Here is a 24,344-nt window from a genome sequence, read left to right as displayed (position 1 = left end):
ATATTTTTATAAGACACAGGCCCCACACCGTGAAACACCACCCGACACCGCGGAACACCGCAGAGCCCCGTGGAACGACAAAGGGCCGCACCCCGAGGGGTGCGGCCCTTCATGCGCAGCCCTTAGGCGGCGACGACCTCGATGCCCACGTTCGCGGCCACGTCGGCGTGCAGACGCACGGAGACCTGGTACGAACCGAGGGTCTTGATCGGGGTGCCCAGCTCGACGCGGCGCTTGTCGACCTTCGGGCCACCGGACGCCTCGATCGCCGTGGCGATGTCGGACGGCGTAACGGAACCGAAGAGACGACCGGCGTCACCCGCGCGGGTGGCCAGACGGACCTTGACGGCCTCGAGCTTGGCCTTGAACTCGTTGGCCTGCTCGATGGTCGCGATCTCGTGGATCTTGCGGGCGCGGCGGATCTGCGCCACGTCCTTCTCGCCACCCTTGGTCCAGCGGATCGCGAAACCACGCGGGACCAGGTAGTTGCGAGCGTAACCGTCCTTGACGTCGACGACATCGCCGGCGGTGCCGAGGCCAGAGACCTCGTGGGTCAGGATGATCTTCATTATTCGGTCACCCTTTCCTTATCGCGCGGTGGACGTGTAGGGCAGCAGTGCCATCTCACGGCTGTTCTTGACTGCCGTGGCGACGTCACGCTGGTGCTGCGTGCAGTTGCCGGTGACGCGGCGGGCACGGATCTTGCCGCGGTCGGAAATGAACTTCCGCAGCATGTTCGTGTCCTTGTAGTCCACGTACGCGGTCTTGTCCTTGCAGAACGCGCAGACCTTCTTCTTAGGCTTGCGCACAGGCGGCTTCGCCATTGTGTCTCTCCTGTGAAATCAAGAAGTGGGGGTTCGAGCTGCCCTAGAAGGGGGGCTCGTCCGAGTAGCCGCCGCCGGATCCGCCGGTGTTGCCGGAGCTTCCGCCCCAGCCACCGCCGCCACCCTGCTGCTGCTGGCCGCCGGCCGGCGCGCTGGACGCCCACGGGTCGTCGGAGGGACCTCCGCCGCCCTGGGGACCGCCGCCACTGGGGGCTCCGCCCCAGTTGCCACCGCCGCCACCCTGCTGCTGACCGCCGCCGCCGTATCCACCCTGACCACCGCGACCGGTGGTCTTGGCGACCTTGGCCGTGGCGTTCTTCAGGCTGGGGCCGACTTCCTCGACGTCCAGCTCGTAGACCGTGCGCTTGACACCCTCACGGTCCTCGTAGGACCGCTGCTTCAGCCGGCCCTGCACGATGACGCGCATGCCTCGCTGGAGCGACTCGGCGACGTTTTCCGCCGCCTGTCGCCAGACCGAGCAGGTCAGGAACAGGCTTTCGCCGTCCTTCCACTCATTGGTCTGCTTGTCGAAGGTGCGGGGAGTGGACGCGACACGGAACTTCGCGACCGCCGCACCCGAGGGGGTGAAGCGCAGCTCGGGGTCGTCGACGAGATTGCCGACGACCGTGATGACGGTCTCGCCTGCCATGGATGAACCTCTCGGCGGGGATTGCTGCTGGGCTGCTGTGCTACTCGGTCCCGATTACCGCTGAACCGAAGTTCAGTGGGTCTCGGGGCGAAGGACCTTGGTCCGGAGAACCGACTCGTTCAGGTTCATCTGTCGGTCAAGCTCCTTGACGACCGCAGGCTCGGCCTGGAGGTCGATGACCGAGTAGATGCCCTCGGGCTTCTTCTTGATCTCGTAAGCGAGACGACGACGGCCCCAGGTGTCGACCTTCTCGACCTTTCCGTTGCCCTCACGGACGACAGAAAGGAAGTTCTCGATCAGCGGGGAGACAGCGCGCTCCTCGAGATCGGGGTCGAGGATGACCATCACTTCGTAGTGACGCATGTGGAACCCACCTCCTTTGGACTCAGCGGCCACGGTCGTTCCGTGGCAGGAGGGTCGTGATGCGTACGCACGGCATCCGCAAGCAGACACCGCGCAGACCGTACAGACTACCTGGTCGACTCCTTCCGGTTGAAATCCGGCACCAGGAGGCCACAATCTGTAGGCATCGGGTGTGCTCGGTGCTATGCCCACGACCCCCAGCCGTGGGCGGCCCCGGAGCACCGCTCTGCTGCAGCCAGGAGGTGCCTTCCCATGGCACAGGCAATGCGACGACAGTCCGCTCCGGAGATCTCGCTCTTCGCGACCGACGGCAAGCCCCACCCGCTCCAGGACACCCTGGTCGCGGTCACCGTGATCCTCGGCGCCGTGGCGTTCGTCACGAGCTTCTTCGACAATCTGCACCTGATCAGCTCGTGGACCGGGCTGATCGGCATCCTGACCGGCGCCTACGGACAGTTCATCTCGAGCACGACACGCGAGCGCTTCGCGCTGATCCTCGGCCTCGGCGCCTCGGGCTTCGGCTTCTACCTCGGCATGGCGCACGGCGGTCTCTTCGGGGGCTGGCTGGGCTGACCGGGTACCTCCGCGACGGGCGCCGGCCTCCAACCGGCCCAGGCCCGGCCTGTCCCCCAGATGGGTGGCGCCCTTGTCGCAGTAGGCTTCGCGCCATAGCCAGCGAAGCCGCCGGAGGAGACGCCCCGCATGAGCCTGTCCCTGAGGACCATCAGCCGAGAGCAGCATCTGGGGTACCTCCAGAGCCTGCCCTCGGCTAGCCACTGCCAGGTTCCGGCGTGGGCCGACGTGAAGAACGAATGGCGTTCCGAGAGCCTCGGCTGGTTCGACGACTCCGGTGAACTCGTCGGCGCGGCCCTCGTGTTGTACCGCCAGCTGCCCAAGGTGAAGCGCTACCTCGCCTACCTCCCCGAGGGCCCGGTCATCAACTGGTACGCCCCCAATCTCGACGAGTGGCTCCAGCCGATGCTGGCGCACCTCAAGCACCAGGGCGCCTTCACCGTGAAGATGGGCCCGCCCGTCGTCATCCGCCGCTGGAACTCCACGGCCATCAAGGCCGGAATCCAGAACCCCGAGGTCAAGCGCCTGCGTGACGTGGAGGCTTCGCACATCGAGCCCCGCGCCTTCGAGGTATCCGACAAGCTGCGGCGCATGGGCTGGCAGCAGGCCGAGGACGGCGGCGCCGGCTTCGGCGACGTCCAGCCCCGGTACGTCTTCCAGGTGCCGCTGGCCAACCGCTCGCTGGACGACGTCCTCAAGGGCTTCAACCAGCTGTGGCGCCGCAACATCAAGAAGGCCGAGAAGGCCGGCGTCGAGGTCGTCCAGGGCGGCTACGAGGACCTGCCGGTCTGGCAGCAGCTGTACGAGGTCACGGCCGAGCGCGACAAGTTCCGCCCGCGCCCGCTCAGCTACTTCCAGCGCCAGTGGACGGCCCTCAACTCCGAGGACCCCAACCGCATGCGGCTGTACATCGCCAAGCACGAGGGGGAGCCGCTGGCCGCCGCCACGATGCTCACCGTCGGCCAGCACGTCTGGTACTCCTACGGCGCCTCCGCCAACCACAAGCGCGAGGTCCGCCCCTCCAACGCGATGCAGTGGCGCATGCTGCGCGACTCCTACGCGCTCGGCGCAAGCGTCTACGACCTGCGCGGCATCAGTGACACCCTGGACGAGAACGACCACCTGTTCGGTCTGATCCAGTTCAAGGTCGGCACGGGTGGCGAGGCCGTCGAGTACGTCGGCGAGTGGGACTTCCCGCTCAACAAGCTGCTGCACAAGGCGCTCGACATCTACATGTCCCGCCGCTGATCCACCCCGCCCCACCACACAGACGGCACCGCTGCACCACGCAGCTTTTCGAGAGAGGCTCCGGACGGGCATGGCGCTCACGCTCTACGTCGACACCGCGCGCTGGCGTGCGCACCAGAAGCAGGTCCAGGACCAGTTCCCGGGGATGATCCCGGTCTGCAAGGGCAACGGCTACGGCTTCGGCCACGAGCGGCTCTGCGAGGAGGCGACCCGGCTGGGCGCCGACGTCCTGGCCGTCGGCACGACGTACGAAGCCGCCAGCATCAAGGACTGGTTCGGCGGGGACCTGCTCGTCCTCACCCCGTTCCGGCGCGGTGAGGAGCCGGTGCCCCTGCCGGACCGGGTCATCCGCTCCGTGTCCTCGCTCGACGGGGTGCGCGGGCTGGTCGGTGCCCGCGTGGTCATCGAGTGCATGAGCTCGATGCGCCGCCACGGCATCTCCGAGCAGGACCTCGGCCAGCTGCACTCGGCGATCGAGGACGTCCGGCTGGAGGGCTTCGCCCTGCACCTGCCCCTGGACCGCCCGGACGGCTCGGACGCCGTGGAGGAGGTCATCGGCTGGATGGACCGGCTGCGCGCGGCCCGGCTGCCGCTCCACACCATGTTCGTCAGCCACCTGAGGTCCGCGGAGCTGACCCGGCTGCAGCAGCAGTTCCCGCAGACCCGCTTCCGGGCCCGCATCGGCACCCGGCTGTGGCTGGGCGACCACGAGGCGACCGAGTACCGCGGCGCGGTCCTCGACGTCACCCGCGTCGCCAAGGGCGACCGGTTCGGCTACCGCCAGCAGAAGGCCGCCTCCGACGGGTGGCTCGTCGTGGTCGCCGGCGGCACCTCGCACGGGGTGGGCCTGGAGGCTCCCAAGGCCCTGCACGGGGTGATGCCGCGCGCCAAGGGCGTCGCCCGGGCCGGACTGGCCACCGTCAACCGCAACCTGTCGCCGTTCGTGTGGGCCGGCAAGCAGCGCTGGTTCGCCGAGCCGCCGCACATGCAGGTGTCCATCCTGTTCGTGCCCGCGGACTCGCCCGAGCCGAAGGTCGGCGACGAGCTGGTCGCGCACCTGCGCCACACCACCACGCAGTTCGACCGGGTGCTCGACGCCTGAGTCAGTCCCTGGGGCCCGCGCCCCAGTCGACCCGCTGTCCCTCCGAAGGCGCCGCGTACTGCGGCGCCTTCGCCGTCGGGGACAGCGTGAACACGTCCTCGGCTCCGTCCAGGACGCCGCCGGAGGGGTCGTCCGAACCGTCGCGCCGCACCACGTCGCGGTCGGGCATCAGGATGTCGCGCACCACGACGGCGCACAGGTAGAGCGTGCACAGCAGGTGGGCGGCGATGGCCAGCTGGTAGCCCTCCAGGGGCAGACCCTGGTGCTTCTCCCCGCTGGTCGTGTAGGCCAGGTAGAACCAGATGCCCAGGAAGTAGACGACCTCGCCCGCCTGCCAGATCAGGAAGTCCCGCCAGCGCGGCCGGGCCAGCGCGGCGAGCGGGATCAGCCACAGCACGTACTGGGGCGAGTAGACCTTGTTGACCAGGATGAAGGCGGCCACGAGCAGGAACGCCAGCTGGGCGAAGCGGGGGCGGCGGGGCGCGGTCAGCGTGAGCAGGCCGATCCCCGCGCACAGCAGCAGCGTCAGGCCCGTCGCATAGGTGTTGGCGCCTTCCAGCGGGTTCCCGGAGCGCTGGGAGATCAGCAGCCACACCGAGCCGAAGTCGATGGGCCGCTCCTGGCTGAAGGTGTAGAACTTCTGCCAGCCCTCCCACGCGAAGAGCATCACGGGCAGGTTCACCACGAGCCAGGAGGCCGCGGCGCCGCCGGCCGCCGCACCGAACGCGCGCCACTTCCCGGCCCGCCAGCAGAGCACGAACACGGCCCCGAGCAGGAGCACCGGGTAGAGCTTGGCGGCGGTGGCCAGGCCGATCAGGACGCCGAAGGACAGCGCCCGTCCCCGCGACCACATGAGCATCGCGGCAGCGGTCAGGGCGATGGCCAGGAGGTCCCAGTTGATGGTCGCGGTCAGCGCGAAGGCGGGCGCGAGGGCGAAGAGCAGGGCGTCCCACGGCCTGCGGCGGTGAGTGCGGGCGACACACACGGCGATCACCGCGGCGCAGACCATCAGCATGCCCGCGTTGACCATCCAGTACATCTGCTCCCGGTGCTGCATGGAGCCGCTGCCCGGGGTCAGCCAGGAAGCGATCTCCATGAAGAGCCCGGTGAGCACCGGGTACTCCAGGAACTGCATGTCGCCGGGGAGCCGGTCGAAGTACGGCACGAGCCCGTCGGCGAAGCCGCGGACGACGTAGAGGTGCGGGATGTCCGAGTAGCAGGCGTGGGTGTACTGGGATCCCGCTCCGCGGAACCACGCCCAGTCGTAGCAGGGCAGCTTCTGCACCATGCCGAGCGCGAACATCCCCAGGGCCACGAGCACCACGACGCGCACGGGGGTCAGCCAGTGGCCGCCCAGCCGGGCGTAGCGGCCCAGCGGCCCGCCGATGAGTTCGCTCCCCGCGGCAGCGATCTCGTCCTGCTGGGTGGGCAGTACGGGGCTGTCCTCGTGCACCTTCGTCATGCGCACATCCTGCCGTACCGCGCCGGACATGGGGGAGGGCCGCCGCACCAGGTGCGACGGCCCTCTCCTGCCTTGCGTCGGGACGGCCGGTCAGCCTCCGGTGGATCCCCCTATGGGGAAGCCGCCGCCGCCCCCGTTCGTCGTCCCGCCCGGCCTGCCCGTCGGTTTGCTGGGCGAGGGTGAACCGGTCCCACTCGGGCTCGGGTCCGGGTCGCAGATCTCCCACGGCCGGCAGGACGGCTTGCCGCCCTTGCTCGGCGTCGGCGACGGCTCCGCGGGCGGGGTCATCGACGGGGTCGGCGACGGGGAGGGCGACGGCGTCGGGGACGGGGACGGGCTGGGGGAGGGGGCCCCCGAGGAGTCCGCGGTGACCCCGATCTCCTCGGGCTCCGGGAAGTCCTTCGCCGGGACGCCGTTCAGAGCCGCCTTCATGTACTCGGTCCAGATCTGGGCCGGGATGTCACCACCGTGGATGGAGTCGACGCCACCCACGTGGTTCATGGAGATCAGTTCCTTCTTCTCCGCGTTGGGATCCGAGCGGAACAGGGCCACCGAAGTGGACAGCTCGGGGGTGTAGCCGACGAACCAGGCCGACTTGTTCTTGTCGGTGGTACCGGTCTTGCCGGCGGCCGGGCGGCCCAGCTTCTTCGCCTTGGTACCGGTGCCGTTCTCGATGACGTTGCGCAGCACCTTGGTGATGTTGTCGGCGATGGAGTTGTCCATGGCCTGCTGCGCCTTGGGCGCCTCGAAGCCCGGCAGGTCCTTGCCGTCCTTCTGGACGCTGCGCACCGAGAAGGGTTCCCGGTGGGTGCCGGAGGCGGCGAAGGTGGCGTACGAGTCGGCCATCCGGATGGCGCTGGGGGTCGAGGTGCCCAGTGCGAAGGAGGCGTTGTCACCGGGGTCCATCGACTCGTCGAGGATGCCGGTGGACTTGGCCACGTCCCGGACCTTGCTGTGGCCGACGTCGAAGATGAGCTGGGCGAACGGGACGTTGATGGACTTCTCCATCGCCTCGTTCAGGGTCACGTAGCCGTAGGCCGTCGAGCTCTCGTTCTTCTGCTTGAACGGCTTGCCGGGGCTCTCGTACAGCGGCTTGCCCTGACGGTTGTTGATCACCGTGAGGTCGTTGGCCATGTACTTGCTGTCGGCCGAGATGCCCTTGCCGTTCGAGTTCTGGGTGCCGTACTGCATGGCCGCCGCCAGCACGTAGGGCTTCCAGGTCGAGCCGACCGGTACACCCGTGGTGTTGGCGTTGTTGTTGAAGTACTTCTTGTCCATGCCCGGACCGCCGTACAGGGCCACCAGCGCGCCGGTCTTCACGTCGACGGAGGCCGCGCCGAACTGCACGAAGGTGTCGTACTCGGGCCGCTTCTTCTCGTCGATGAACCCGTCCCGGGTGTCCTCGACCGCCTTGACCAGCGCGTCCACCTTCGGCTTCTCGAAGGTGGTGCGGATCTGGTAGCCGCCCTTGGCCAGGTCGTCGGCCGTGATGCCCTTGGTCTTCGACACGTACAGCTTGGCCGTGTCGACCAGGTAGCCGATCTGCCCGGACATGCCGCGGGCCTGCGCGGACTCGACGAGCTTGGGGAACTCCTTGTACTGGTCCCGCTCGGACTGCTGCATCCGGCCGACCGCGACCTCGCGGTCCAGCACCCAGGCCCAGCGCTGGTGGGCCCGCTCGGAGTTCAGCTGGGGCGTGGCGGCGGTGCCGATGCCGCCGTCCGGGTTGTAGAGGTTGGGGCCCTTGAGCACGGCGGCCAGGAAGGCGCCCTCGGAGGGGGTCAGCTCCGTGCAGTCCTTGTTGAAGTAGGCGCGGGAGGCGGCCTGGATCCCGTACGCGTCCCGACCGTAGTAGGCCGTGTTCAGGTAGCCGGCCAGGATGGTGGCCTTCTCCTCGGTCACACCGAGCTTTATCGAGATGAAGAGCTCGGTGACCTTGCGCTTGAGCGTCTGGTCCGAGTCCAGGTACGTGTTCTTCACGTACTGCTGGGTGATCGTCGAGCCGCCCTGGGTGGATCCGCCCTTGGCCATGTTCCACACGGCCCGGCCGATGCCCATGGGGTCGACGCCCTTGTCCGACTCGAAGGACTCGTTCTCCGCGGCGATCACGGCGTTCTGCATCGACCGGGGGATCTTCCCGATGGGCACGATCTGGCGGTTCATGGAACCGCCGGTCGCCACCATCTGGGTGTCGTCGGCCCAGTAGAAGACGTTGTTCTGCGCCTCGGCGGCCTTGTTCGCGTCGGGAGTGTTCACCGAGGCGATGCCGATGCCGGCGCCCGCGGTGATGATCGCGAAGAAGCCCAGGGCGGTGCCGCCGACGAGCTTCCAGGAGGGGACGAAGCGCTTCCAGCCGTCCTTGTCCGAGCGCGGATAGTTGATCACGCGCTTGTCCGGGCGGCCCGTGCCGCGGCCGGCCTTGCCCGCGCCCCGGCCGGAAGTGGCGCGGCCGGCGGTTCTGCGGGCGTCGGCACGGCTGCCGTGGCCCGGCTCGTCCGGATAGGGCCCGCTGGGTGACGCGGTGGGGACGTCACGCCCGGAGCCGGCGCCCCGGGCGGGGCGCTGCTGGGCAGCCTTACGGGCCGCGGCGCGGCCGCCGCCCTGCGGCTGCTGCTGTTTGCGGCGGTGCTCGCTCATCGAACGACTACTCCTCGGGCAGGCGAGTGGCCTGGAAGCGGCAGTTGAGTTCCGGTCCCCCCGGTGTCATGGCGCACAGACTACGCAGGACCAAAAGCTAACCAGTGCCGAAGTTCATCCCAAAACAGGCAACTTGCCCCCTATGAATTGGCGATGTGACGCCGGTCACCGCGTTGCGACTTGTAGCCGGGGGCCACCCGTTCTATCGTCTGGATGTATCGAGCCGATACATCAGCTCGACATAAAAACTCCGAGGCGGAGGAAGGACAGGCGGATGAGCAGGCGCTCAGGCATCCTCGAGTTCGCCGTCCTGGGCCTGCTTCGCGAATCCCCCATGCACGGCTACGAGCTGCGCAAGCGGCTCAACACCTCGCTGGGGGTGTTCAGGGCGTTCAGCTACGGGACGCTCTACCCCTGCCTCAAGACGCTCGTCACCAACGGATGGTTGATCGAAGAACCGGGCAATGCCCCGGAAGACGCTCTCGCCGCTTCACTCGCAGGGCGCCGCGCCAAGATCGTCTACCGGTTGACGGCCGCAGGCAAGGAGCACTTCGAAGAGCTCCTCTCCCACACGGGCCCCGATGCCTGGGAGGACGAGTCTTTCGCCGCACGCTTCGCTTTCTTCGGCCAGACCGAACGAGAAGTGCGCATGCGGGTACTGGAAGGCCGTCGCAGCCGGCTTGAGGAGCGCCTGGAGAAGATGAGCGCCTCGCTCGCCCGCACACGCGAGCGGCTCGACGACTACACGCTCGAGCTGCAACGCCACGGCATGGAATCCGTGGAGCGCGAAGTGCGCTGGCTGAACGAGCTCATCGAGAGTGAGCGGGCGGGACGGGATCAGAGACGACCCGGTCCGCCCGACGAAACTGCAAAGTGAGACCTGCACCTCGCAGGCCTCGTCCGAGAACAAACAGGGAGCAACCGGAATGGGTTCGGTTCGCGTAGCCATCGTCGGCGTAGGCAACTGCGCCGCCTCGCTGGTGCAGGGCGTCGAGTACTACAAGGACGCCGACCCGGCGGCCAAGGTCCCCGGTCTGATGCACGTCCAGTTCGGCGACTACCACGTGCGTGACATCGAGTTCGTCGCCGCGTTCGACGTCGACGCGAAGAAGGTCGGCCTCGACCTTTCGGACGCCATCGGCGCCAGCGAGAACAACACCATCAAGATCTGCGACGTCCCGAACGCGGGCGTGACCGTTCAGCGCGGCCACACCCTGGACGGCCTGGGCAAGTACTACCGCATGACCATCGAGGAGTCGGCCGAGGCCCCGGTCGACGTCGTCCAGACCCTCAAGGACCGTCAGGTCGACGTTCTGATCTGCTACCTGCCGGTCGGTTCCGAGGACGCGGCGAAGTTCTACGCCCAGTGCGCCATCGACGCCAAGGTCGCCTTCGTCAACGCCCTCCCGGTCTTCATCGCCGGCACCAAGGAGTGGGCCGACAAGTTCACCGAGGCCGGTGTCCCGATCGTCGGCGACGACATCAAGTCCCAGGTCGGCGCCACCATCACGCACCGCGTGATGGCGCGTCTGTTCGAGGACCGCGGTGTCCGTCTTGAGCGCACCATGCAGCTCAACGTCGGTGGCAACATGGACTTCAAGAACATGCTCGAGCGTGACCGCCTCGAGTCGAAGAAGATCTCCAAGACGCAGGCCGTCACCTCGCAGATCCCCGACCGCGAGCTCGGCGACAAGAACGTCCACATCGGCCCGTCGGACTACGTCCAGTGGCTCGACGACCGCAAGTGGGCCTACGTCCGCCTCGAGGGCCGCGCGTTCGGCGACGTCCCCCTGAACCTCGAGTACAAGCTCGAGGTGTGGGACTCCCCGAACTCCGCCGGTGTCATCATCGACGCGCTGCGCGCTGCGAAGATCGCCAAGGACCGCGGCATCGGCGGCCCGATCCTGTCGGCGTCGAGCTACTTCATGAAGTCCCCGCCGGTGCAGTACTTCGACGACGAGGCCCAGGCCAACGTCGAGAAGTTCATCAAGGGCGAGACCGAGCGCTAGTCGCGCTCCAGGGGTCCTCGACGACACCTGGACTTCGGCTGTTCTTCGACGGAGGGTCCCCGGGCAATGTGCCCGGGGACCCTCCGCGTATGTGACCCTTGCCCACATGGCTGTCGTACGTGATCTGCGCGTACTCCTGCGTCTGCGGGACTTCCGCAACCTGCTCGCCGTGCGGCTGCTCTCTCAGGCGGCTGACGGCGTGTACCAGGTCGCACTGGCCACGTACGTCGTCTTCGCCCCGGAGAAGCAGGCCTCGCCCGCGGCGATCGCCTCGGCCATGGCCGTGCTCCTGCTGCCCTATTCGGTGATCGGACCCTTCGCCGGCGTGCTGCTGGACCGCTGGCCCCGCCGGCAGGTCTTCCTCTACGGCAATCTGCTGAGGGCCTTCCTCGCCTGTGTCACCGGCATGCTGATCGTCGCGCACGTCCCCGACTGGCTCTTCTACGCCTCGGCCCTGTCCGTGACCGCGGTGAACCGCTTCGTCCTGGCCGGACTCGCCGCCTCCCTGCCGCACGTCGTCGACCCCGGCCGGCTGGTCACGGCGAACGCGCTCTCACCGACCGCCGGAACCCTCGCGGCCGTCGCCGGCGGGGGACTCGCCTTCCTCGTCCGCGTCCTGGCGGCCGACTCCGACGCCCTGGTCGTCCTGCTCGGTGCCGGCCTCTACCTCTGCGCGGCCCTGGTCTCCCTGTCCCTCGCCGTGGGCCTCCTGGGACCCGACCACCCTCCCGGCCGGATCGATCCGACGGTCCGCGAGGGAGTCGTCCTCGCCGTGCGCGGCATGGCGGACGGACTGCGGCACCTGTCCTCCCGCCGCGAGGCGGCCCAGGCGCTGACCGCCATGACCCTGATGCGGTTCTGCTACGGGGCCCTGTTCGTCACGCTGCTCATGCTCTGCCGGTACTCCTGGTCGGACAACGAGTCCGACGGGCTGGCCCTGCTGGGCGTCACCGTCGGCGTCTCCGGGGCGGGGTTCTTCGCGGCGGCCCTCCTCACCCCCTGGCTCGTCGGCCGGCTGGGCACCCGGGGCTGGATGACCGCGTGCGCCGCCGGATCCGCACTCCTGGTCCCGGCGCTCGGACTGTTCTTCGCCCCCGGTCCGATGCTGGCCGCCGCCTTCATCCTGGGCCTGGCCACCCAGGGCGCCAAGATCTCCACCGACACCGTCGTGCAGTCCCAGGTGGACGACGCCTTCCGCGGGCGGGTCTTCTCCGTCTACGACGTGCTCTTCAACGCCGCCTTCGTCGGCGCCGCGGCGGTGGCCGCGCTCGTTCTGCCGCTCGACGGACGATCCGTCCCGCTGGTCCTCGGCGTGGCCGTGCTCTACGCCTTGATCGCGGGATACCTCATGCGTCAGGGCGATGTTTCACGTGAAACATCGCCCTGATCCGGCTCCGGGGCCGCCCTCGACAGCGGGGATCGGCGGTGGATCGGCGATGTTTCACGTTGAACAGCGCCGATCCACCGCCCAGGATCCGCCTCAGTTCTGCGCGGCCCACCACTCCTTCAGGGCGGCGGCGGCAGCGTCCGGCTCCATGGGCCCGTTCTCCAGACGCAGGTCCAGCAGGAACGCGTAGGCCTTGCCGATCACCGGCCCCGGACCGACGTCCAGGACCCGCATGATCTCGTTGCCGTCCAGGTCGGGCCTGATCGCGTCCAGCTCCTCCTGCTCCTGCAGCTGGGCGATGCGCTCCTCCAGCCCGTCGTAGGTGCGGGAGAGGGCGTTCGCCTTGCGCTTGTTGCGCGTGGTGCAGTCGGAACGGGTCAGCTTGTGCAGGCGCTCCAGCAGCGGCCCGGCGTCACGGACGTAGCGGCGCACCGCCGAGTCGGTCCACTCCCCGTCGCCGTAGCCGTGGAAGCGCAGGTGCAGCTCCACCAGCCGGGCCACGTCCTTGACCATGTCGTTGGAGTACTTCAGCGCGGTCATGCGCTTCTTGGTCATCTTCGCGCCCACCATCTCGTGGTGGTGGAAGGAGACCCGGCCGTCGCTCTCGAACCGCCGGGTGCGGGGCTTGCCGATGTCGTGCAGCAGGGCAGCCAGCCGCAGCACCAGGTCCGGACCGTCCTCCTCGAGGGCGATCGCCTGCTCCAGAACGATCAGCGAGTGGTCGTAGACGTCCTTGTGCCGGTGGTGCTCGTCGCGCTCCAGCCGCAGCGCCGGCAGCTCCGGCATCACGTGCTCGGCCAGCCCGGTGTCCACCAGGAGGCCCAGGCCCTTGCGCGGGTGCGCGGACAGCAGCAGCTTGTTCAGCTCGCCCTGCACCCGCTCCGCCGAGACGATCTCGATGCGGCCGGACATCTCCGTCATCGCCGTCACCACCTCGGGGGCGACCTCGAAATCGAGCTGGGCGGCGAAACGGGCGGCCCGCAGCATCCGCAGCGGGTCGTCGGAGAAGGAGTCCTCCGGGGTACCGGGAGTGCGCAGCACGCCTGCCCGGAGGTCCTCCAGGCCGCCGTGGGGGTCCACGAACTCCTTCTCGGGGAGCGCGACGGCCATCGCGTTCACCGTGAAGTCGCGGCGGACGAGGTCTTCCTCGATCGAGTCGCCGTAGGAGACCTCCGGCTTGCGCGAGGTCCGGTCGTAGGACTCCGAGCGGTACGTGGTCACCTCGATCTGGAAGCTTCGATCAACGCCTTCCACGCGGGCCGCCTTCTGCACGCCGACCGTGCCGAAGGCGATGCCCACGTCCCACACCGAGTCGGCCCACGGCCTGACGATCTTGAGGACGTCCTCGGGACGGGCGTCGGTGGTGAAGTCGAGGTCGTTGCCGAGCCGACCGAGCAGCGCGTCGCGGACGGACCCGCCGACCAGGGCGAGGCGGAAACCCGCCTGCTGGAAACGGCGGCCGAGTTCGTCGGCGACAGGGGCTACCCGCAGCAGTTCGCTCACTGCGCGGGACTGTCCCTGACTCAGGACACTGGGGTTGTCTTCCATGGCGTTCGGCACAACAGAAAAGGGTACGTGCCCGGCCCGCCAGGAGCTTCCCCGTTTGTGGCCACCCCGGCTCCCTGACGCTCCGGGCGGGCCCCGATCATGTGGAGCAAGGCGCGGCACTCGCGCACAGCGGGCCTCGTTACCATGCGTAGACGCACAAACGACGACCACTGACACTTCGAGGGACGGGCGAGCGCGTGGCCGAGGCGGCAGACATCCAGGGGGCGCCCGCTCCTGCCCGGCGACGCTGGCTGCGGCGCGCGGTCGTCCTGCTCGCCGGGACCCCGGTACTCGCCGCCCTGGTCTACTCGCCCGCCCCCGAGGCCCAGGCCGCCGACGCGGCGGCCTCCACCGTCGACGTCCAGCTCGACGGCCTGACGCCCACCGCCCCGGTCAAGGGCGACACCCTCACCATCTCCGGCACCGTGGTCAACAACGGCCGCGAGAAGATCACCGACGCGCACGTGGGCCTGCGGGTCGGGCCGGCCCTGGGGGACCGCACCTCGATCGACGAGGCAGCGGAGCGCGGCGGCTTCCGGGCGGGTACCGATCCCGCCGAGATCGGCGCCGAATTCGCCGTGAAGATCGACGCGCTGCCCTCGAAGGTCTCCCAGCCCTTCACCCTCAAGGTTCCGGTGAACAAGCTGGAGCTGGACAAGGACGGCGTCTACCAGCTGGGGGTCTCCCTGTCCGGGGAGACCGAGAGCCGCCCCTCCGAGCAGGTCCTGGGCATCAAGCGGACCTTCCTGCCCTGGCAGCCGGAGGCCGCGGCCAAGCGCTCCCAGCTCACCTACGTGTGGCCGTTGATCTCCCACACGCACCTGACGGCGGAGACCGGCTCGGACGAGCTGCAGACCCCCGTCTTCCTCGACGACAGCCTCGCCGAAGAGCTCCGGCCGGGCGGCCGCCTGGAACAGATGGTCTCGCTCGGCAAGGAGCTGCCGATCACCTGGGTCGTGGACCCCGACCTGCTGTACACGGTCGACGCCATGACCAAGGGCTACCGGGTCCGCACCGAGGACGGCCGCATCGTCCCGGGCAAGAACAAGGCCCTCGCCGAACAGTGGCTGAGCTCGCTGGAGAGCGCCGTTCAGGGCAAGAAGGTCGTCGCGCTGCCCTTCGCGGACCCCGACATCGCCTCGCTCGCCCACCGCGGCAAGGACGTCTCCGGGACGCTGGGACAGCTGCGGCCCGCCACCGACAAGGCGAAGCAGGCCGTCGAGACGGTCCTGCACGTCCCCGCGACCACCGACTTCTCCTGGCCCGTGGAGGGGGCGATCGACCCGTCGATCGTCAACGTCGCGACCTCGGCGGGCGCCCACAACGTCCTCACCCGCAGCGACAGCCTCCAGGAGACCGGCGCGCTCGGCTACACCCCGTCGGCCGCCCGGCCCATCGGCGCCGGCACGACGGCCGTGGTCGCCGACGCGGACCTCTCCACCGCCTTCCAGGGCAACATGCTCGGTGCCGGCGACTCCACCCTCGCGGTGCAGCAGTTCCTCGCCCAGACCCTCGCCCTGAACCTGCAGAAGACCGACAACCAGCGCAGCTTCGTCGTGGCCCCGCAGCGGACGCCGAGCGCCAGCCAAGCCCAGACGATGGCCGCCGCGGTGCGGAGCCTGCAGTCCGGCCGCTGGACCCAGCCGGCCGACCTGGAAGCCGCGGCCGCCAGCACGCCCGACCCGCGCGCCGCCACCCAGGTCCCGGGAGCCGGCCAGTACCCCGAGGCCCTGAGCAAGCAGGAACTGCCGGTCTCCGCATTCGAGAAGATCCGCACCACCCAGAACACCCTCGACCACTTCAAAGTGATCCTGACCGCGCCCGACCGCGTGGAGATCCCCTTCGGCAACGCCACCAACCGGGAGATGTCCACCTCCTGGCGCGGCCGCCCCGACGCGGCGCGGGACTACCGGGACCAGGTGCAGCAGTACCTGATCGGCCTCACTGAGAAGGTCAAGGTCATCCCCAAGTCCGACGCCACCCTGTCCGGACACAGCGCGACCATCCCCGTCAGCGTCCAGAACAGCCTCGTCCAGGACACGCACAACCTGGTCCTGCGCGTGAAGTCCGCCAACCCGACGCGACTGACGTTCAAGGACGGCGGCGAGGCCCAGCAGGAGGTCGCGGTCCAGGGTGGGCACAGCCAGACCGTAAAGTTCACCGCCAACGCCACTGCGAGCGGCCCGGTCGAGGTGACCGCGCAGCTCTACACGACCGACGGCGTCCCCTACGGCAAGGCACGCAAGTTCACCGTGGAGGCCACCGAGGTCACTCCCACCGTCATGCTCGTCATCGCGGGCGGCGTCCTCCTCCTCGTCCTGGCGGGCATCAAGATGTACGCCAGCCGCAAGCGCGTCGCGGCGCGCGCCGCCGCGGAGGAGGAGAGCACGCAGCCGAGTGACGAGTCACCGGACACCGGACCGCAAAGCGCGGACCCGTCCGGCCCGGGTGAGACAGTGGACCGTTGAGCGATGCCGTGGCCGGTCGGCCTGGGGACGATGAGGTGGGGTTTCGATGAACGCGCCGTACGAAGGTGACCGCGCGCAGGGCACTGGCGGGCCCGCGCCCTCCCAGGGCACTGCTCCCGGCGCCCCGGTGCCGGGTCAGGTTCCCGCACCCGCCCCCGCGCCGGACCACGACCCGTATGTCCAGGACGCCTACGCCTACGACCCGTACCGGTCGCAGGACCTGTCCGCCCAGGACCCGGTGGCCGAGGTCCTCTACGACCGGGCCTCTCACCCCCCGCCGCCGCCCGGCACCTACCAGGAGCCCGGACCGCTCTACGCGGCCCCGCAGGCCCCCTCCTACGCCCCGGACCCGCGGGTCTGGGCGCAGACCCCGCCGCCCGAGCCGGACGGCCCCTCCCGGCACCTGCCCTACGGCGACCACGCCACCACCACCCAGTTCGTGGGTGTGGACTCGCTCGTGACCGCGGCCGCCGACCAGGAGCCGCAGCCCGACGCCTTCGCGCACCTCTACCGGGACCAGGAGGCGGCGCCCCGCACCCCCGCCGAGGACGCCCCCGTGGCGGCCCCGGCTCCCGTCAAGCCCGCCGGCCGCGCTTCCAGCCTGCTCAAGTCCAGCGCCCTGATGGCCGCCGGCACGATCGTCTCCCGGATCACCGGGTTCCTGCGGACCCTGGTGATCGCGGGCGCCATCGGCGTCGCCACCCTCAACGACAGCTACCAGGTCGCCAACACCCTGCCGACGATGATCTACGTCCTGGTCGGCGGCGGCGCCCTCAACGCGGTCTTCATCCCGCAGCTGGTCCGCGCGATGAAGACCGACAAGGACGGGGGAGAGGCTTACGCCAACCGTCTGCTGACCCTCGTCATGGTCCTGCTGGGCGCCGTCACCGTCATCTGTGTGCTCGCGGCCCCGCTGTTCATCGGGATGATGTCGCAGAAGATCGCCGACGACCCGCAGCGTCTGGCCGTGGCCGTCGCCTTCGCCCACTACTGCCTGCCCACGATGTTCTTCATGGGCGTGCACGTGGTCCTCGGTCAGATCCTCAACGCCCGCGGCCGCTTCGGCGCGATGATGTGGACCCCCGTCCTCAACAACATCGTCGTCATCAGCACCTTCGGCGCCTTCATCTGGGCCTTCGGCGGCTTCACCACCACCGGCGTCACCGAGGCCGGCATCACTCCCGAGGGCGTCCGTCTGCTGGGCCTGGGCACCCTGCTCGGCCTCATCGTCCAGTCCCTGGCGATGGTCCCCTACCTTCGCGACGCCGGCTTCAGGCCGCGCCTGCGGTTCGACTGGAAGGGCCACGGGCTCGGCAAGGCCGCGGGCCTCGCCAAGTGGACGTTCTTCTTCGTCCTCGCCAACCAGCTCGGCCTCATCGTCGTCACCCAGCTCGCCACCTGGGCCGGCGAGGTCGCCGACAAGCAGGGCCACGGCGGTACCGGCATCACCGGCTACAACTACGCCCTGCTCCTCTGGCAGATGCCGCAGGCCATCATCACCGTCTCCGTCATGACCGCCGTCCTGCCGCGCATCTCCCGCTCCGCCCACGACGGCGACGCGGCCGCCGTCCGCGACGACATCTCCTACGGTCTGCGCACCTCGGCCGTGGCGATCGTGCCCTGCGCCTTCGCGTTCCTCGCCCTGGGCGTCCCGATCTCCGGACTCCTCTACGCCGGATCCGGCGCGCAGAGCGCGCAGAACATCGGGTTCATCCTGATGGCCTTCGGCCTCGGACTGATCCCGTACTCCGTCCAGTACGTCGTCCTGCGCGGCTTCTACGCCTACGAGGACACCCGGACGCCGTTCTACAACACGGTCATCGTCGCCGCCGTCAACGCGGGCATCTCCTCCCTGGCCTTCCTCGTCCTCCCGGCCCGCTGGGCCGTCGTGGGCATGGCCGCCGCCTACGGTCTCGGCTACGCCGTCGGCGTCGGGGTCGCCTGGCGCAGGCTGCGCACCCGGCTCGGGGGCGATCTCGACGGGGCGCACGTGATGCGCACGTACACCCGGCTCATCGGGGCCTGCGTCCCCGCCGCCGTGGTCGCGGGAGCGGTCGCCTTCGCGGTCCTGCGCTTCCTCGGCAACGGGGCGCTCGGATCCCTCGCCGCCCTGGTGGCCGGCGGCATCGCCCTGCTGGCAGTGTTCGTCATCGCCGCCAAGCGGATGCGCATCGAAGAGCTCAACGCCATGGTCGGGATGGTCCGCGGCCGCCTGGGCCGCTGATGCGCGCGCCCTCGCAGGGACCGCCCCTTCTTTTTGGCGTGTCGTGCGGAGCGCCGGACTGTGGGCACAATTGGCATGGCTTCGCAGACTGGCCGACAGCGCGCAACGAATGGGGAGGCGGGGACGACGGTGGCGGAACGTAGCACGGCTGCCGTCGACGTGGCCGACAACGGCGGCGAAGAGCCGTCGGCCGCTGAGGCGGCCCAGGTCACGGCCGACGGACTGGACACCCAGGACGGACGAGCCGCGGACGGACCCATGCCCGAAAAAGACGGCGATCGCATCGGCGCGGCACCCGCGGCCGCACCCGAACTCCACAGCGGGCACAAGCTCGCCCGGCGCTACCGCCTGGAAGAGTGCGTCACCCGTCTGGACGGATTCAGCAGCTGGCGCGCGATGGACGAGAAGCTGCGCCGCGCCGTGGGGGTCCACCTGCTGCCCGCCGACCACGCACGGGCCCGTGCCGTGCTGGCCGCCGCCCGCTCCTCCGCCCTGCTCGGCGACCCCCGGTTCGTCCAGGTCCTCGACGCCGTGGAGGAGAACGACCTCGTCTACGTCGTCCACGAATGGCTGCCCGACGCCACCGAGCTCACCGCGGTCCTCGCGGCCGGCCCCATGGAGCCGCACGAGGCCTACCAGCTCGTCAGCCAGGTCTCCCAGGCCATGACCGCCGCGCACCGAGAGGGCCTGGCACACCTGCGGCTGACCCCGAGCGCCATACTGCGCACCTCCTCGGGCCAGTACCGGATCCGCGGCCTCGCCGTGAACGCCGCACTGCGCGGCATCACCAGCGAGACCCCCCAGCGCGCGGACACCGAGGCGATCGGCGCCCTGCTCTACGCCGCCCTCACCCAGCGCTGGCCGTACGAGAACGACGCCTACGGCCTCACCGGCCTGCCCAAGGGAGTCGGCCTGGTCGCCCCCGACCAGGTCCGCGCGGGAGTGCACCGGGGGCTGGGCGAGCTGGCCATGCGCGCCCTCGCCAACGACGGGGCCACCGCCTCCCGTCAGGAGCCCGCCTGCACGACCCCGGAAGAACTGTCGAAGGCCGTCGCCGCGATGCCCCGCATCCGGCCGCCGGAGCCCACGTTCACCGCGCCTCCGGAGTACCAGCACACGACCTACCAGCAGGGCAGCTACGGACGCCCCGTGGCTCCCGGCATGCCCACCGTCCAGACGATCTCCGCCGTCCCGCCGCCGCCGCTCCAGAGCCGTACGGGCCGGGCCCTCAAGTGGGGTGTCGCGGCCCTGCTGATCGCCGCCCTCGGTCTGGGAAGCTGGCAGCTCGCCGACACCCTGCTGGACCGGGGCAACCAGGGGAGCAACGGCAGCAACCAGACCCCGCACACCAAGGGCGACGACGCACCGGTGAAGACGGAGCCGGTCCTCCACGCCGTCGCGGGCGCCCGCGAGTACTCGCTGGACGACAAGGAGCAGGACCCCGACAGCGTCAAGAACACCTACGACGGGGACGCCACCACGTACTGGCGCACCAAGTCCTTCCTCGACGGCCCCGAGATGAAGGCGGACTACAAGGCCGGTGTCGGCATCGTCTACGACCTCGGCTCCGAGCAGGAGGTCAAGGCCGCCTCGATAGTGCTCAGGTACGCCGGCGACCACTCCACCGTCACGCTGTACGCGACCGATTCCCTGTCCCCGACGGGCAAGATCGGCTCCATGCCGAAGATCGCCACCTCCAAGACCTCGGACAGCACCCTCAATCTGAGCGCCGACAACGCGGTCAAGACCCGGTACGTCCTCGTCTGGATCACCGCGATGCCGTACGTGGGCACCGATACGTTCAGCGGGGCCGGGTACAAGCAGGCCATCACGGACGTGAAGTTCACGGGCTGAGGGACAGCCGGGGAGGGGCCCACCGTTGGACGAGACCACGGCCGACGGCCGCAGTGACCAGGAGCTCCTGTCACTGCACGCCGCCGGAGATCCGGATGCCTTCGGTGAGCTCGTCCGACGGCACCGCGACCGGCTGTGGGCGGTGGCCCTGCGCACGCTCGGCGACCGCGAGGAGGCCGCCGACGCCGTACAGGACGCGCTCGTCTCCGCCTACCGCGCCGCCCACACCTTCCGCGGCGAGTCCGCGGTCACCACCTGGCTCCACCGCATCACCGTGAACGCCTGCCTGGACCGGGCCCGCAAGGCCGCCTCCCGCAGGACGGCACCCCTGGACGACACGGACCGCCTGGAGCGCCTCCTGGAGCCCCACGAGTCCGCCGAGGCCCCGGCGGAGCGCCAGGACCTCCACCGCCAGCTCCTGGCCGCCCTGAGCACCCTCCCCGCCGAACAGCGGGCCGCGCTCGTCCTCGTCGACATGCAGGGATACCCCGTGGCCGAGGCCGCCCTCGTGCTCGGCGTCCCCGTCGGCACCGTGAAGAGCCGATGCGCCCGCGGCCGGGCGAAACTCGCCCCGCTGCTCACTCATCTGCGCACGCGGACCGGGGATAACACCGAGGTCGAGCGGGGAAGGAACCGGACACCGGGGACAACCGTCCCACCGACGGCAGACCACGGGGGCACGTCCCCCGATCCGAACGCAGTGAAGGGCGGAGGTGGACGAGCGTGAGCCCCACGACCGGCACGGTCAGGCACCCCGACGTCTCGGAGATCTCCGAGCTGACGGAAGGCCTCCTCTCCCCGGCCCGCACCGCCGAGGTCCGCGCCCATCTCGGCGACTGCGCCCTCTGCGCCGACGTACGCGCCTCTCTGGAGGAGATCCGCGCCCTGCTCGGGACGCTCCCCGGGCCCGCCCGGATGCCCGCCGACATCTCCGGCCGGATCGACGCGGCCCTGGCCGCCGAAGCCCTCCTCGACGCCACCACCCCGGCCGGGTCCGGGACCACCGCCCGGTCCGGACCGTCCGACGGGCGAACCGGCTCCGGTGTTTCACGTGAAACACCGCCCGCCCCGCTCCCCGGAACCGGCGGCTTGCGGCCCTCCGGTCACCCGGCCGGCCCAACCGGCCCCGGCCGCCGTCGCGCCCGCCGCCGGATCGCCCTCGCGGGCGGCCTGCTCGCCGCCTGCGCCGCAGGCGTGCTGCTGTTCAACCTGACCTCCGGCCCGGAGCACGAGCAGGACATGTCCGCCCGTCCCGACGTGGCCAGCGCCGAGGCCCGGTCCGCAGCGCACGCGTACACGGCTCAGGGGCTCCAGGGCAGTGTCCGGGAACTCCTCACGTCCGCCGGTCCGGAGAAGAAGGCACCGGGGGAGCAGAACAACACGTTCGGGCTGGAGAGCGGCTCTCCGCCCGCGCCGGAGCTCGCGCCCGGCGACCGCGAAGCACCGGGTGTTCCGGCCTGCGTCCAGAAGGCCACCGGCCGTACCGAGAGCCCCCTGGCCTTCGAGAACGGCAGCTTCCAGGGCTCCGACGTCTTCCTCCTCGTCCTGCCGCACCCGGGCGACCCCGCCTCCGTGGACGCCTACGTCATCCGCTCCGCCTGTGTGGCCACCCCCGGGGCTCCTGCCGAAAAGCCCCTGCTGACCAGCACCTACCCCCGGAGCTGAGCCGCTCGGGTACCGGGAGGGAAAGCTCGGGAATGCATGCGCCGTAGGATCCGTTGGGTGGGTGAGAGTCCACACCGGCCCCCCCGGTAGGCAGCAGGCAGTCCGTAGAGACGAGGAAGTAACCCGTGAGCGACGTACGAAACGTGATCATCATCGGATCCGGGCCGGCCGGCTACACCGCCGCCCTGTACACCGCACGCGCTTCGCTCAAGCCCCTGGTCTTCGAAGGTGCCGTCACCGCCGGTGGCGCGCTGATGAACACCACGGAGGTCGAGAACTTCCCCGGCTTCCAGGACGGGATCATGGGGCCGGACCTCATGGACAACATGCGCGGCCAGGCCGAGCGCTTCGGCGCCGAGCTGGTGCCGGACGACATCGTGTCCGTGGACCTCACCGGTGAGATCAAGACCGTGACCGACACCGCCGGCACCGTGCACCGCGCCAAGGCAGTGATCGTCACGACGGGCTCCCAGCACCGCAAGCTCGGCCTGCCCAACGAGGACGCCCTCTCCGGCCGCGGCGTCTCCTGGTGCGCCACCTGCGACGGCTTCTTCTTCAAGGACCACGACATCGTCGTGGTCGGCGGCGGCGACACCGCGATCGAGGAAGCCACCTTCCTCTCGCGCTTCGCCAAGTCCGTCACGATCGTCCACCGCCGTGACTCCCTGCGCGCCTCCAAGGCCATGCAGGACCGTGCCTTCGCCGACCCGAAGATCAGCTTCGCCTGGGACAGCGAGGTCGCCGCGATCCACGGTGACCAGAAGCTCACGGGTCTCACCCTGCGCAACACCAAGACCGGTGAGACCTCCGAGCTGCCCGTGACCGGCCTCTTCATCGCCGTCGGCCACGACCCGCGCACCGAGCTCTTCAAGGACCAGCTGGATCTCGACGCAGAGGGCTACCTCAAGGTCGACGCCCCCTCCACCCGCACCAGCCTCACCGGTGTGTTCGGAGCGGGCGACGTCGTCGACCACACCTACCGTCAGGCCATCACCGCCGCGGGCACCGGCTGCTCCGCCGCCCTCGACGCCGAGCGCTTCCTCGCCGCCCTCGCGGACGCCGAGAAGGCACACGCGACGGTCTGACACCCGCAAGCAGCACCACACCCCACCCGACGCAGGAAAAGAAGGAGGCCGCTGTGGCCGGCACCCTCAAGAACGTGACCGACGCAGACTTCGACACCCAGGTCCTCGGGAGCGACAAGCCCGTCCTCGTGGACTTCTGGGCCGCCTGGTGCGGTCCGTGCCGCCAGATCGCTCCCTCCCTCGAGGCCATCGCGGCCGAGTACGGGGACCAGATCGAGATCGTCAAGCTCAACATCGACGAGAACCCGGCCACGGCTGCCAAGTACGGCGTCATGTCCATCCCGACGCTGAACGTCTACCAGGGCGGCGAGGTCGCCAAGACCATCGTCGGTGCCAAGCCGAAGGCCGCGATCCTGCGTGACCTCGAGGACTTCATCCAGGCCCCCAAGGCCGTCTGACGGACCGATGTTTCACGTGAAACGGGGCCGCTCCTGAGGGAGCGGCCCCGTTTGGCGTATCCAGGACGACGCTCAGAGCGGACGCAGAGCCGGTTCCTTGCGCGCGGCGCCCAGCAGCCGGTCCAGGGCCAGTTCCACGTCTTCCTTCCACGACAGCGTGGAGCGCAGCTCGAGCCGCAGCCGCGGGTGGACCGGATGCGGCCGTACGGTCTTGAACCCCACGGCCAGCAGATGGTCCGCCGGCAGCAGACAGGCCGGGCCCTCCCAGTGCGCGTCCCCGAAGGCCTCGATGGCCCGGAACCCCCTGCGCAGCAGGTCCTTCGCCACCGTCTGGACCATCACCCGGCCCAGTCCCTGTCCCTGGTATCCCGGCATGATCCACGCGGTGATCAGCTGCACGGCGTCAGGGGAGACCGGGCTGGTGGGAAACGCGGTCGCACGCGCCACGTACGCGGGCGGCGCGTACAGAACGAACCCCACCGGAACCTCGTCCACGTAGACCACGCGTCCGCACGATCCCCACTCCAGCAGGACGGCGGAGATCCACGCCTCCTTCTCCTGGGCAGCGTTGCCCGCCTTCACGGCGGCCTCGCCGCTGACGGGGTCCAGTTCCCAGAAGACACAGGACCGGCAACGCCGGGGCAGGTCCTGAAGGTTGTCCAGCGTGAGCGGTACCAGCCGACGACCCATGACCGCATCGTAGCCACTGGGCGAATCACCGGAAACCGCACGCACGGCAAAGGGGCGGGGGGGGGGGGGGGGGCCGCGGCCCGCCCGCGCCGCGCCCGCCCCCGCCCCCCCCCCCCCCCCGGCCGGCCCCCCCCCCCCCCCCCCCCCCCCCCCCCCCG

21 protein-coding genes are annotated in these 24,344 nt (G+C 69.8%); 13 read left to right on the top strand and 8 right to left on the bottom strand.

From position 1 onward, the window contains the following. Positions 1 to 122 precede the first annotated feature (122 nt). The 4 genes from rplI to rpsF all read right to left on the bottom strand — a co-directional run bounded on the left by rplI (position 123) and on the right by rpsF (position 1,836). Positions 123 to 569 (bottom strand): 50S ribosomal protein L9, encoded by a 447-nt coding sequence (gene rplI / locus ACWF9Z_RS07595; RefSeq protein WP_356652229.1) that lies wholly within the window; start codon positions 567 to 569, stop codon positions 123 to 125. A gap of 18 nt (positions 570 to 587) precedes the next feature. Further along, entirely contained in the window at positions 588 to 824 is a 237-nt protein-coding gene (rpsR, locus tag ACWF9Z_RS07590) for a 30S ribosomal protein S18 (protein ID WP_005315025.1), read from the bottom strand. 43 nt (positions 825 to 867) lie between these two features. Beyond that, positions 868 to 1,473, bottom strand: coding sequence for a single-stranded DNA-binding protein (locus ACWF9Z_RS07585; protein WP_453598492.1), 606 nt, complete (start codon positions 1,471 to 1,473; stop codon positions 868 to 870). Between the two features lie 72 nt (positions 1,474 to 1,545). Further along, positions 1,546 to 1,836 carry a 30S ribosomal protein S6 gene (gene rpsF / locus ACWF9Z_RS07580; protein ID WP_004950685.1) on the bottom strand — a complete coding sequence of 97 codons (291 nt, stop codon included), beginning with the start codon at positions 1,834 to 1,836 and terminating at the stop codon, positions 1,546 to 1,548. 252 nt (positions 1,837 to 2,088) lie between these two features. On the opposite strand from rpsF, the gene ACWF9Z_RS07575 reads away from it, so the two are divergent. From ACWF9Z_RS07575 to ACWF9Z_RS07565, 3 genes are all read left to right on the top strand, one after another. Continuing rightward, positions 2,089 to 2,409: a hypothetical protein gene (locus ACWF9Z_RS07575; protein WP_453598490.1), complete on the top strand. Its 321-nt coding sequence runs from the start codon at positions 2,089 to 2,091 to the stop codon at positions 2,407 to 2,409. 129 nt (positions 2,410 to 2,538) lie between these two features. Beyond that, on the top strand, positions 2,539 to 3,657 hold the full coding sequence (locus tag ACWF9Z_RS07570) for a lipid II:glycine glycyltransferase FemX (protein WP_453598488.1): 1,119 nt from the start codon (positions 2,539 to 2,541) through the stop codon (positions 3,655 to 3,657). A gap of 70 nt (positions 3,658 to 3,727) precedes the next feature. Next, positions 3,728 to 4,759: an alanine racemase gene (locus ACWF9Z_RS07565; RefSeq protein ID WP_453598486.1), complete on the top strand. Its 1,032-nt coding sequence runs from the start codon at positions 3,728 to 3,730 to the stop codon at positions 4,757 to 4,759. 1 nt (position 4,760) lies between these two features. Here ACWF9Z_RS07565 and ACWF9Z_RS07560 read toward each other — a convergent pair whose 3' ends face one another. After that, complete coding sequence (locus tag ACWF9Z_RS07560) at positions 4,761 to 6,221, bottom strand: glycosyltransferase family 87 protein (protein ID WP_453598484.1); 1,461 nt, start codon at positions 6,219 to 6,221, stop codon at positions 4,761 to 4,763. A gap of 90 nt (positions 6,222 to 6,311) precedes the next feature. Beyond that, on the bottom strand, positions 6,312 to 8,858 hold the full coding sequence (locus ACWF9Z_RS07555) for a transglycosylase domain-containing protein (protein WP_453598482.1): 2,547 nt from the start codon (positions 8,856 to 8,858) through the stop codon (positions 6,312 to 6,314). 274 nt (positions 8,859 to 9,132) lie between these two features. Here ACWF9Z_RS07555 and ACWF9Z_RS07550 point away from each other — a divergent pair, with 274 nt between their 5' ends. From ACWF9Z_RS07550 to ACWF9Z_RS07540, 3 genes are all read left to right on the top strand, one after another. Next, the gene (locus tag ACWF9Z_RS07550) at positions 9,133 to 9,735 is read left to right on the top strand and encodes a PadR family transcriptional regulator (RefSeq protein ID WP_356652216.1); all 603 of its coding nucleotides are present in this window, start codon (positions 9,133 to 9,135) and stop codon (positions 9,733 to 9,735) included. Positions 9,736 to 9,784: 49 nt separating this feature from the next. After that, on the top strand, positions 9,785 to 10,867 hold the full coding sequence (locus tag ACWF9Z_RS07545) for an inositol-3-phosphate synthase (protein ID WP_453598479.1): 1,083 nt from the start codon (positions 9,785 to 9,787) through the stop codon (positions 10,865 to 10,867). A 106-nt stretch (positions 10,868 to 10,973) separates the two neighbouring features. Beyond that, positions 10,974 to 12,254: an MFS transporter gene (locus ACWF9Z_RS07540; protein WP_453598477.1), complete on the top strand. Its 1,281-nt coding sequence runs from the start codon at positions 10,974 to 10,976 to the stop codon at positions 12,252 to 12,254. A gap of 93 nt (positions 12,255 to 12,347) precedes the next feature. On the opposite strand, the gene ACWF9Z_RS07535 is transcribed toward ACWF9Z_RS07540, so the two are convergent. Then, positions 12,348 to 13,814, bottom strand: coding sequence for a CCA tRNA nucleotidyltransferase (locus tag ACWF9Z_RS07535; RefSeq protein WP_453598475.1), 1,467 nt, complete (start codon positions 13,812 to 13,814; stop codon positions 12,348 to 12,350). 185 nt (positions 13,815 to 13,999) lie between these two features. Here ACWF9Z_RS07535 and ACWF9Z_RS07530 point away from each other — a divergent pair, with 185 nt between their 5' ends. The 7 genes from ACWF9Z_RS07530 to trxA all read left to right on the top strand — a co-directional run bounded on the left by ACWF9Z_RS07530 (position 14,000) and on the right by trxA (position 23,496). Continuing rightward, positions 14,000 to 16,270: a DUF6049 family protein gene (locus ACWF9Z_RS07530; RefSeq protein WP_453598473.1), complete on the top strand. Its 2,271-nt coding sequence runs from the start codon at positions 14,000 to 14,002 to the stop codon at positions 16,268 to 16,270. A gap of 46 nt (positions 16,271 to 16,316) precedes the next feature. Beyond that, complete coding sequence (murJ, locus tag ACWF9Z_RS07525; protein WP_453598471.1) at positions 16,317 to 18,494, top strand: murein biosynthesis integral membrane protein MurJ; 2,178 nt, start codon at positions 16,317 to 16,319, stop codon at positions 18,492 to 18,494. Positions 18,495 to 18,623: 129 nt separating this feature from the next. Next, complete coding sequence (locus ACWF9Z_RS07520) at positions 18,624 to 20,348, top strand: protein kinase family protein (RefSeq protein WP_453598469.1); 1,725 nt, start codon at positions 18,624 to 18,626, stop codon at positions 20,346 to 20,348. 25 nt (positions 20,349 to 20,373) lie between these two features. Further along, positions 20,374 to 21,075 (top strand): RNA polymerase sigma factor SigM, encoded by a 702-nt coding sequence (gene sigM, locus ACWF9Z_RS07515; RefSeq protein WP_453598467.1) that lies wholly within the window; start codon positions 20,374 to 20,376, stop codon positions 21,073 to 21,075. Next, entirely contained in the window at positions 21,072 to 22,013 is a 942-nt protein-coding gene (locus tag ACWF9Z_RS07510) for an anti-sigma factor family protein (RefSeq protein WP_453598465.1), read from the top strand. Before sigM ends, ACWF9Z_RS07510 begins: the two co-directional genes overlap by 4 nt. A 125-nt stretch (positions 22,014 to 22,138) precedes the next feature. Further along, entirely contained in the window at positions 22,139 to 23,098 is a 960-nt protein-coding gene (trxB, locus tag ACWF9Z_RS07505) for a thioredoxin-disulfide reductase (protein ID WP_453598463.1), read from the top strand. 53 nt (positions 23,099 to 23,151) lie between these two features. Further along, positions 23,152 to 23,496, top strand: a complete 345-nt coding sequence (trxA, locus tag ACWF9Z_RS07500) for a thioredoxin (protein WP_449483053.1) — start codon at positions 23,152 to 23,154, stop codon at positions 23,494 to 23,496. A 72-nt stretch (positions 23,497 to 23,568) separates the two neighbouring features. Here the strand turns inward: trxA and ACWF9Z_RS07495 are convergent, their stop codons facing one another. After that, complete coding sequence (locus ACWF9Z_RS07495) at positions 23,569 to 24,186, bottom strand: GNAT family N-acetyltransferase (RefSeq protein ID WP_453598461.1); 618 nt, start codon at positions 24,184 to 24,186, stop codon at positions 23,569 to 23,571. Positions 24,187 to 24,344 lie beyond the last annotated feature (158 nt).

The organism is Streptomyces sp. NPDC054961, from assembly GCF_053609145.1.
The sequence above is the reverse complement of the archived record's forward strand: the minus strand, read 5'-3'. Positions and strand labels throughout refer to the sequence as shown.

Coding starts and splice junctions, on each gene's coding strand:
- ACWF9Z_RS07570 (WP_453598488.1), top strand. CDS start 2,539: ATGAGCCTGTCCCTGAGGACCATCAGCCGAGAGCAGCATCTGGGGTAC.
- ACWF9Z_RS07585 (WP_453598492.1), bottom strand. CDS start 1,473: ATGGCAGGCGAGACCGTCATCACGGTCGTCGGCAATCTCGTCGACGAC.
- ACWF9Z_RS07545 (WP_453598479.1), top strand. CDS start 9,785: ATGGGTTCGGTTCGCGTAGCCATCGTCGGCGTAGGCAACTGCGCCGCC.
- rpsR (WP_005315025.1), bottom strand. CDS start 824: ATGGCGAAGCCGCCTGTGCGCAAGCCTAAGAAGAAGGTCTGCGCGTTC.
- murJ (WP_453598471.1), top strand. CDS start 16,317: ATGAACGCGCCGTACGAAGGTGACCGCGCGCAGGGCACTGGCGGGCCC.
- ACWF9Z_RS07555 (WP_453598482.1), bottom strand. CDS start 8,858: ATGAGCGAGCACCGCCGCAAACAGCAGCAGCCGCAGGGCGGCGGCCGC.
- rpsF (WP_004950685.1), bottom strand. CDS start 1,836: ATGCGTCACTACGAAGTGATGGTCATCCTCGACCCCGATCTCGAGGAG.
- ACWF9Z_RS07560 (WP_453598484.1), bottom strand. CDS start 6,221: ATGACGAAGGTGCACGAGGACAGCCCCGTACTGCCCACCCAGCAGGAC.
- rplI (WP_356652229.1), bottom strand. CDS start 569: ATGAAGATCATCCTGACCCACGAGGTCTCTGGCCTCGGCACCGCCGGC.
- ACWF9Z_RS07550 (WP_356652216.1), top strand. CDS start 9,133: ATGAGCAGGCGCTCAGGCATCCTCGAGTTCGCCGTCCTGGGCCTGCTT.
- ACWF9Z_RS07540 (WP_453598477.1), top strand. CDS start 10,974: ATGGCTGTCGTACGTGATCTGCGCGTACTCCTGCGTCTGCGGGACTTC.
- ACWF9Z_RS07495 (WP_453598461.1), bottom strand. CDS start 24,186: ATGGGTCGTCGGCTGGTACCGCTCACGCTGGACAACCTTCAGGACCTG.
- ACWF9Z_RS07575 (WP_453598490.1), top strand. CDS start 2,089: ATGGCACAGGCAATGCGACGACAGTCCGCTCCGGAGATCTCGCTCTTC.
- ACWF9Z_RS07565 (WP_453598486.1), top strand. CDS start 3,728: ATGGCGCTCACGCTCTACGTCGACACCGCGCGCTGGCGTGCGCACCAG.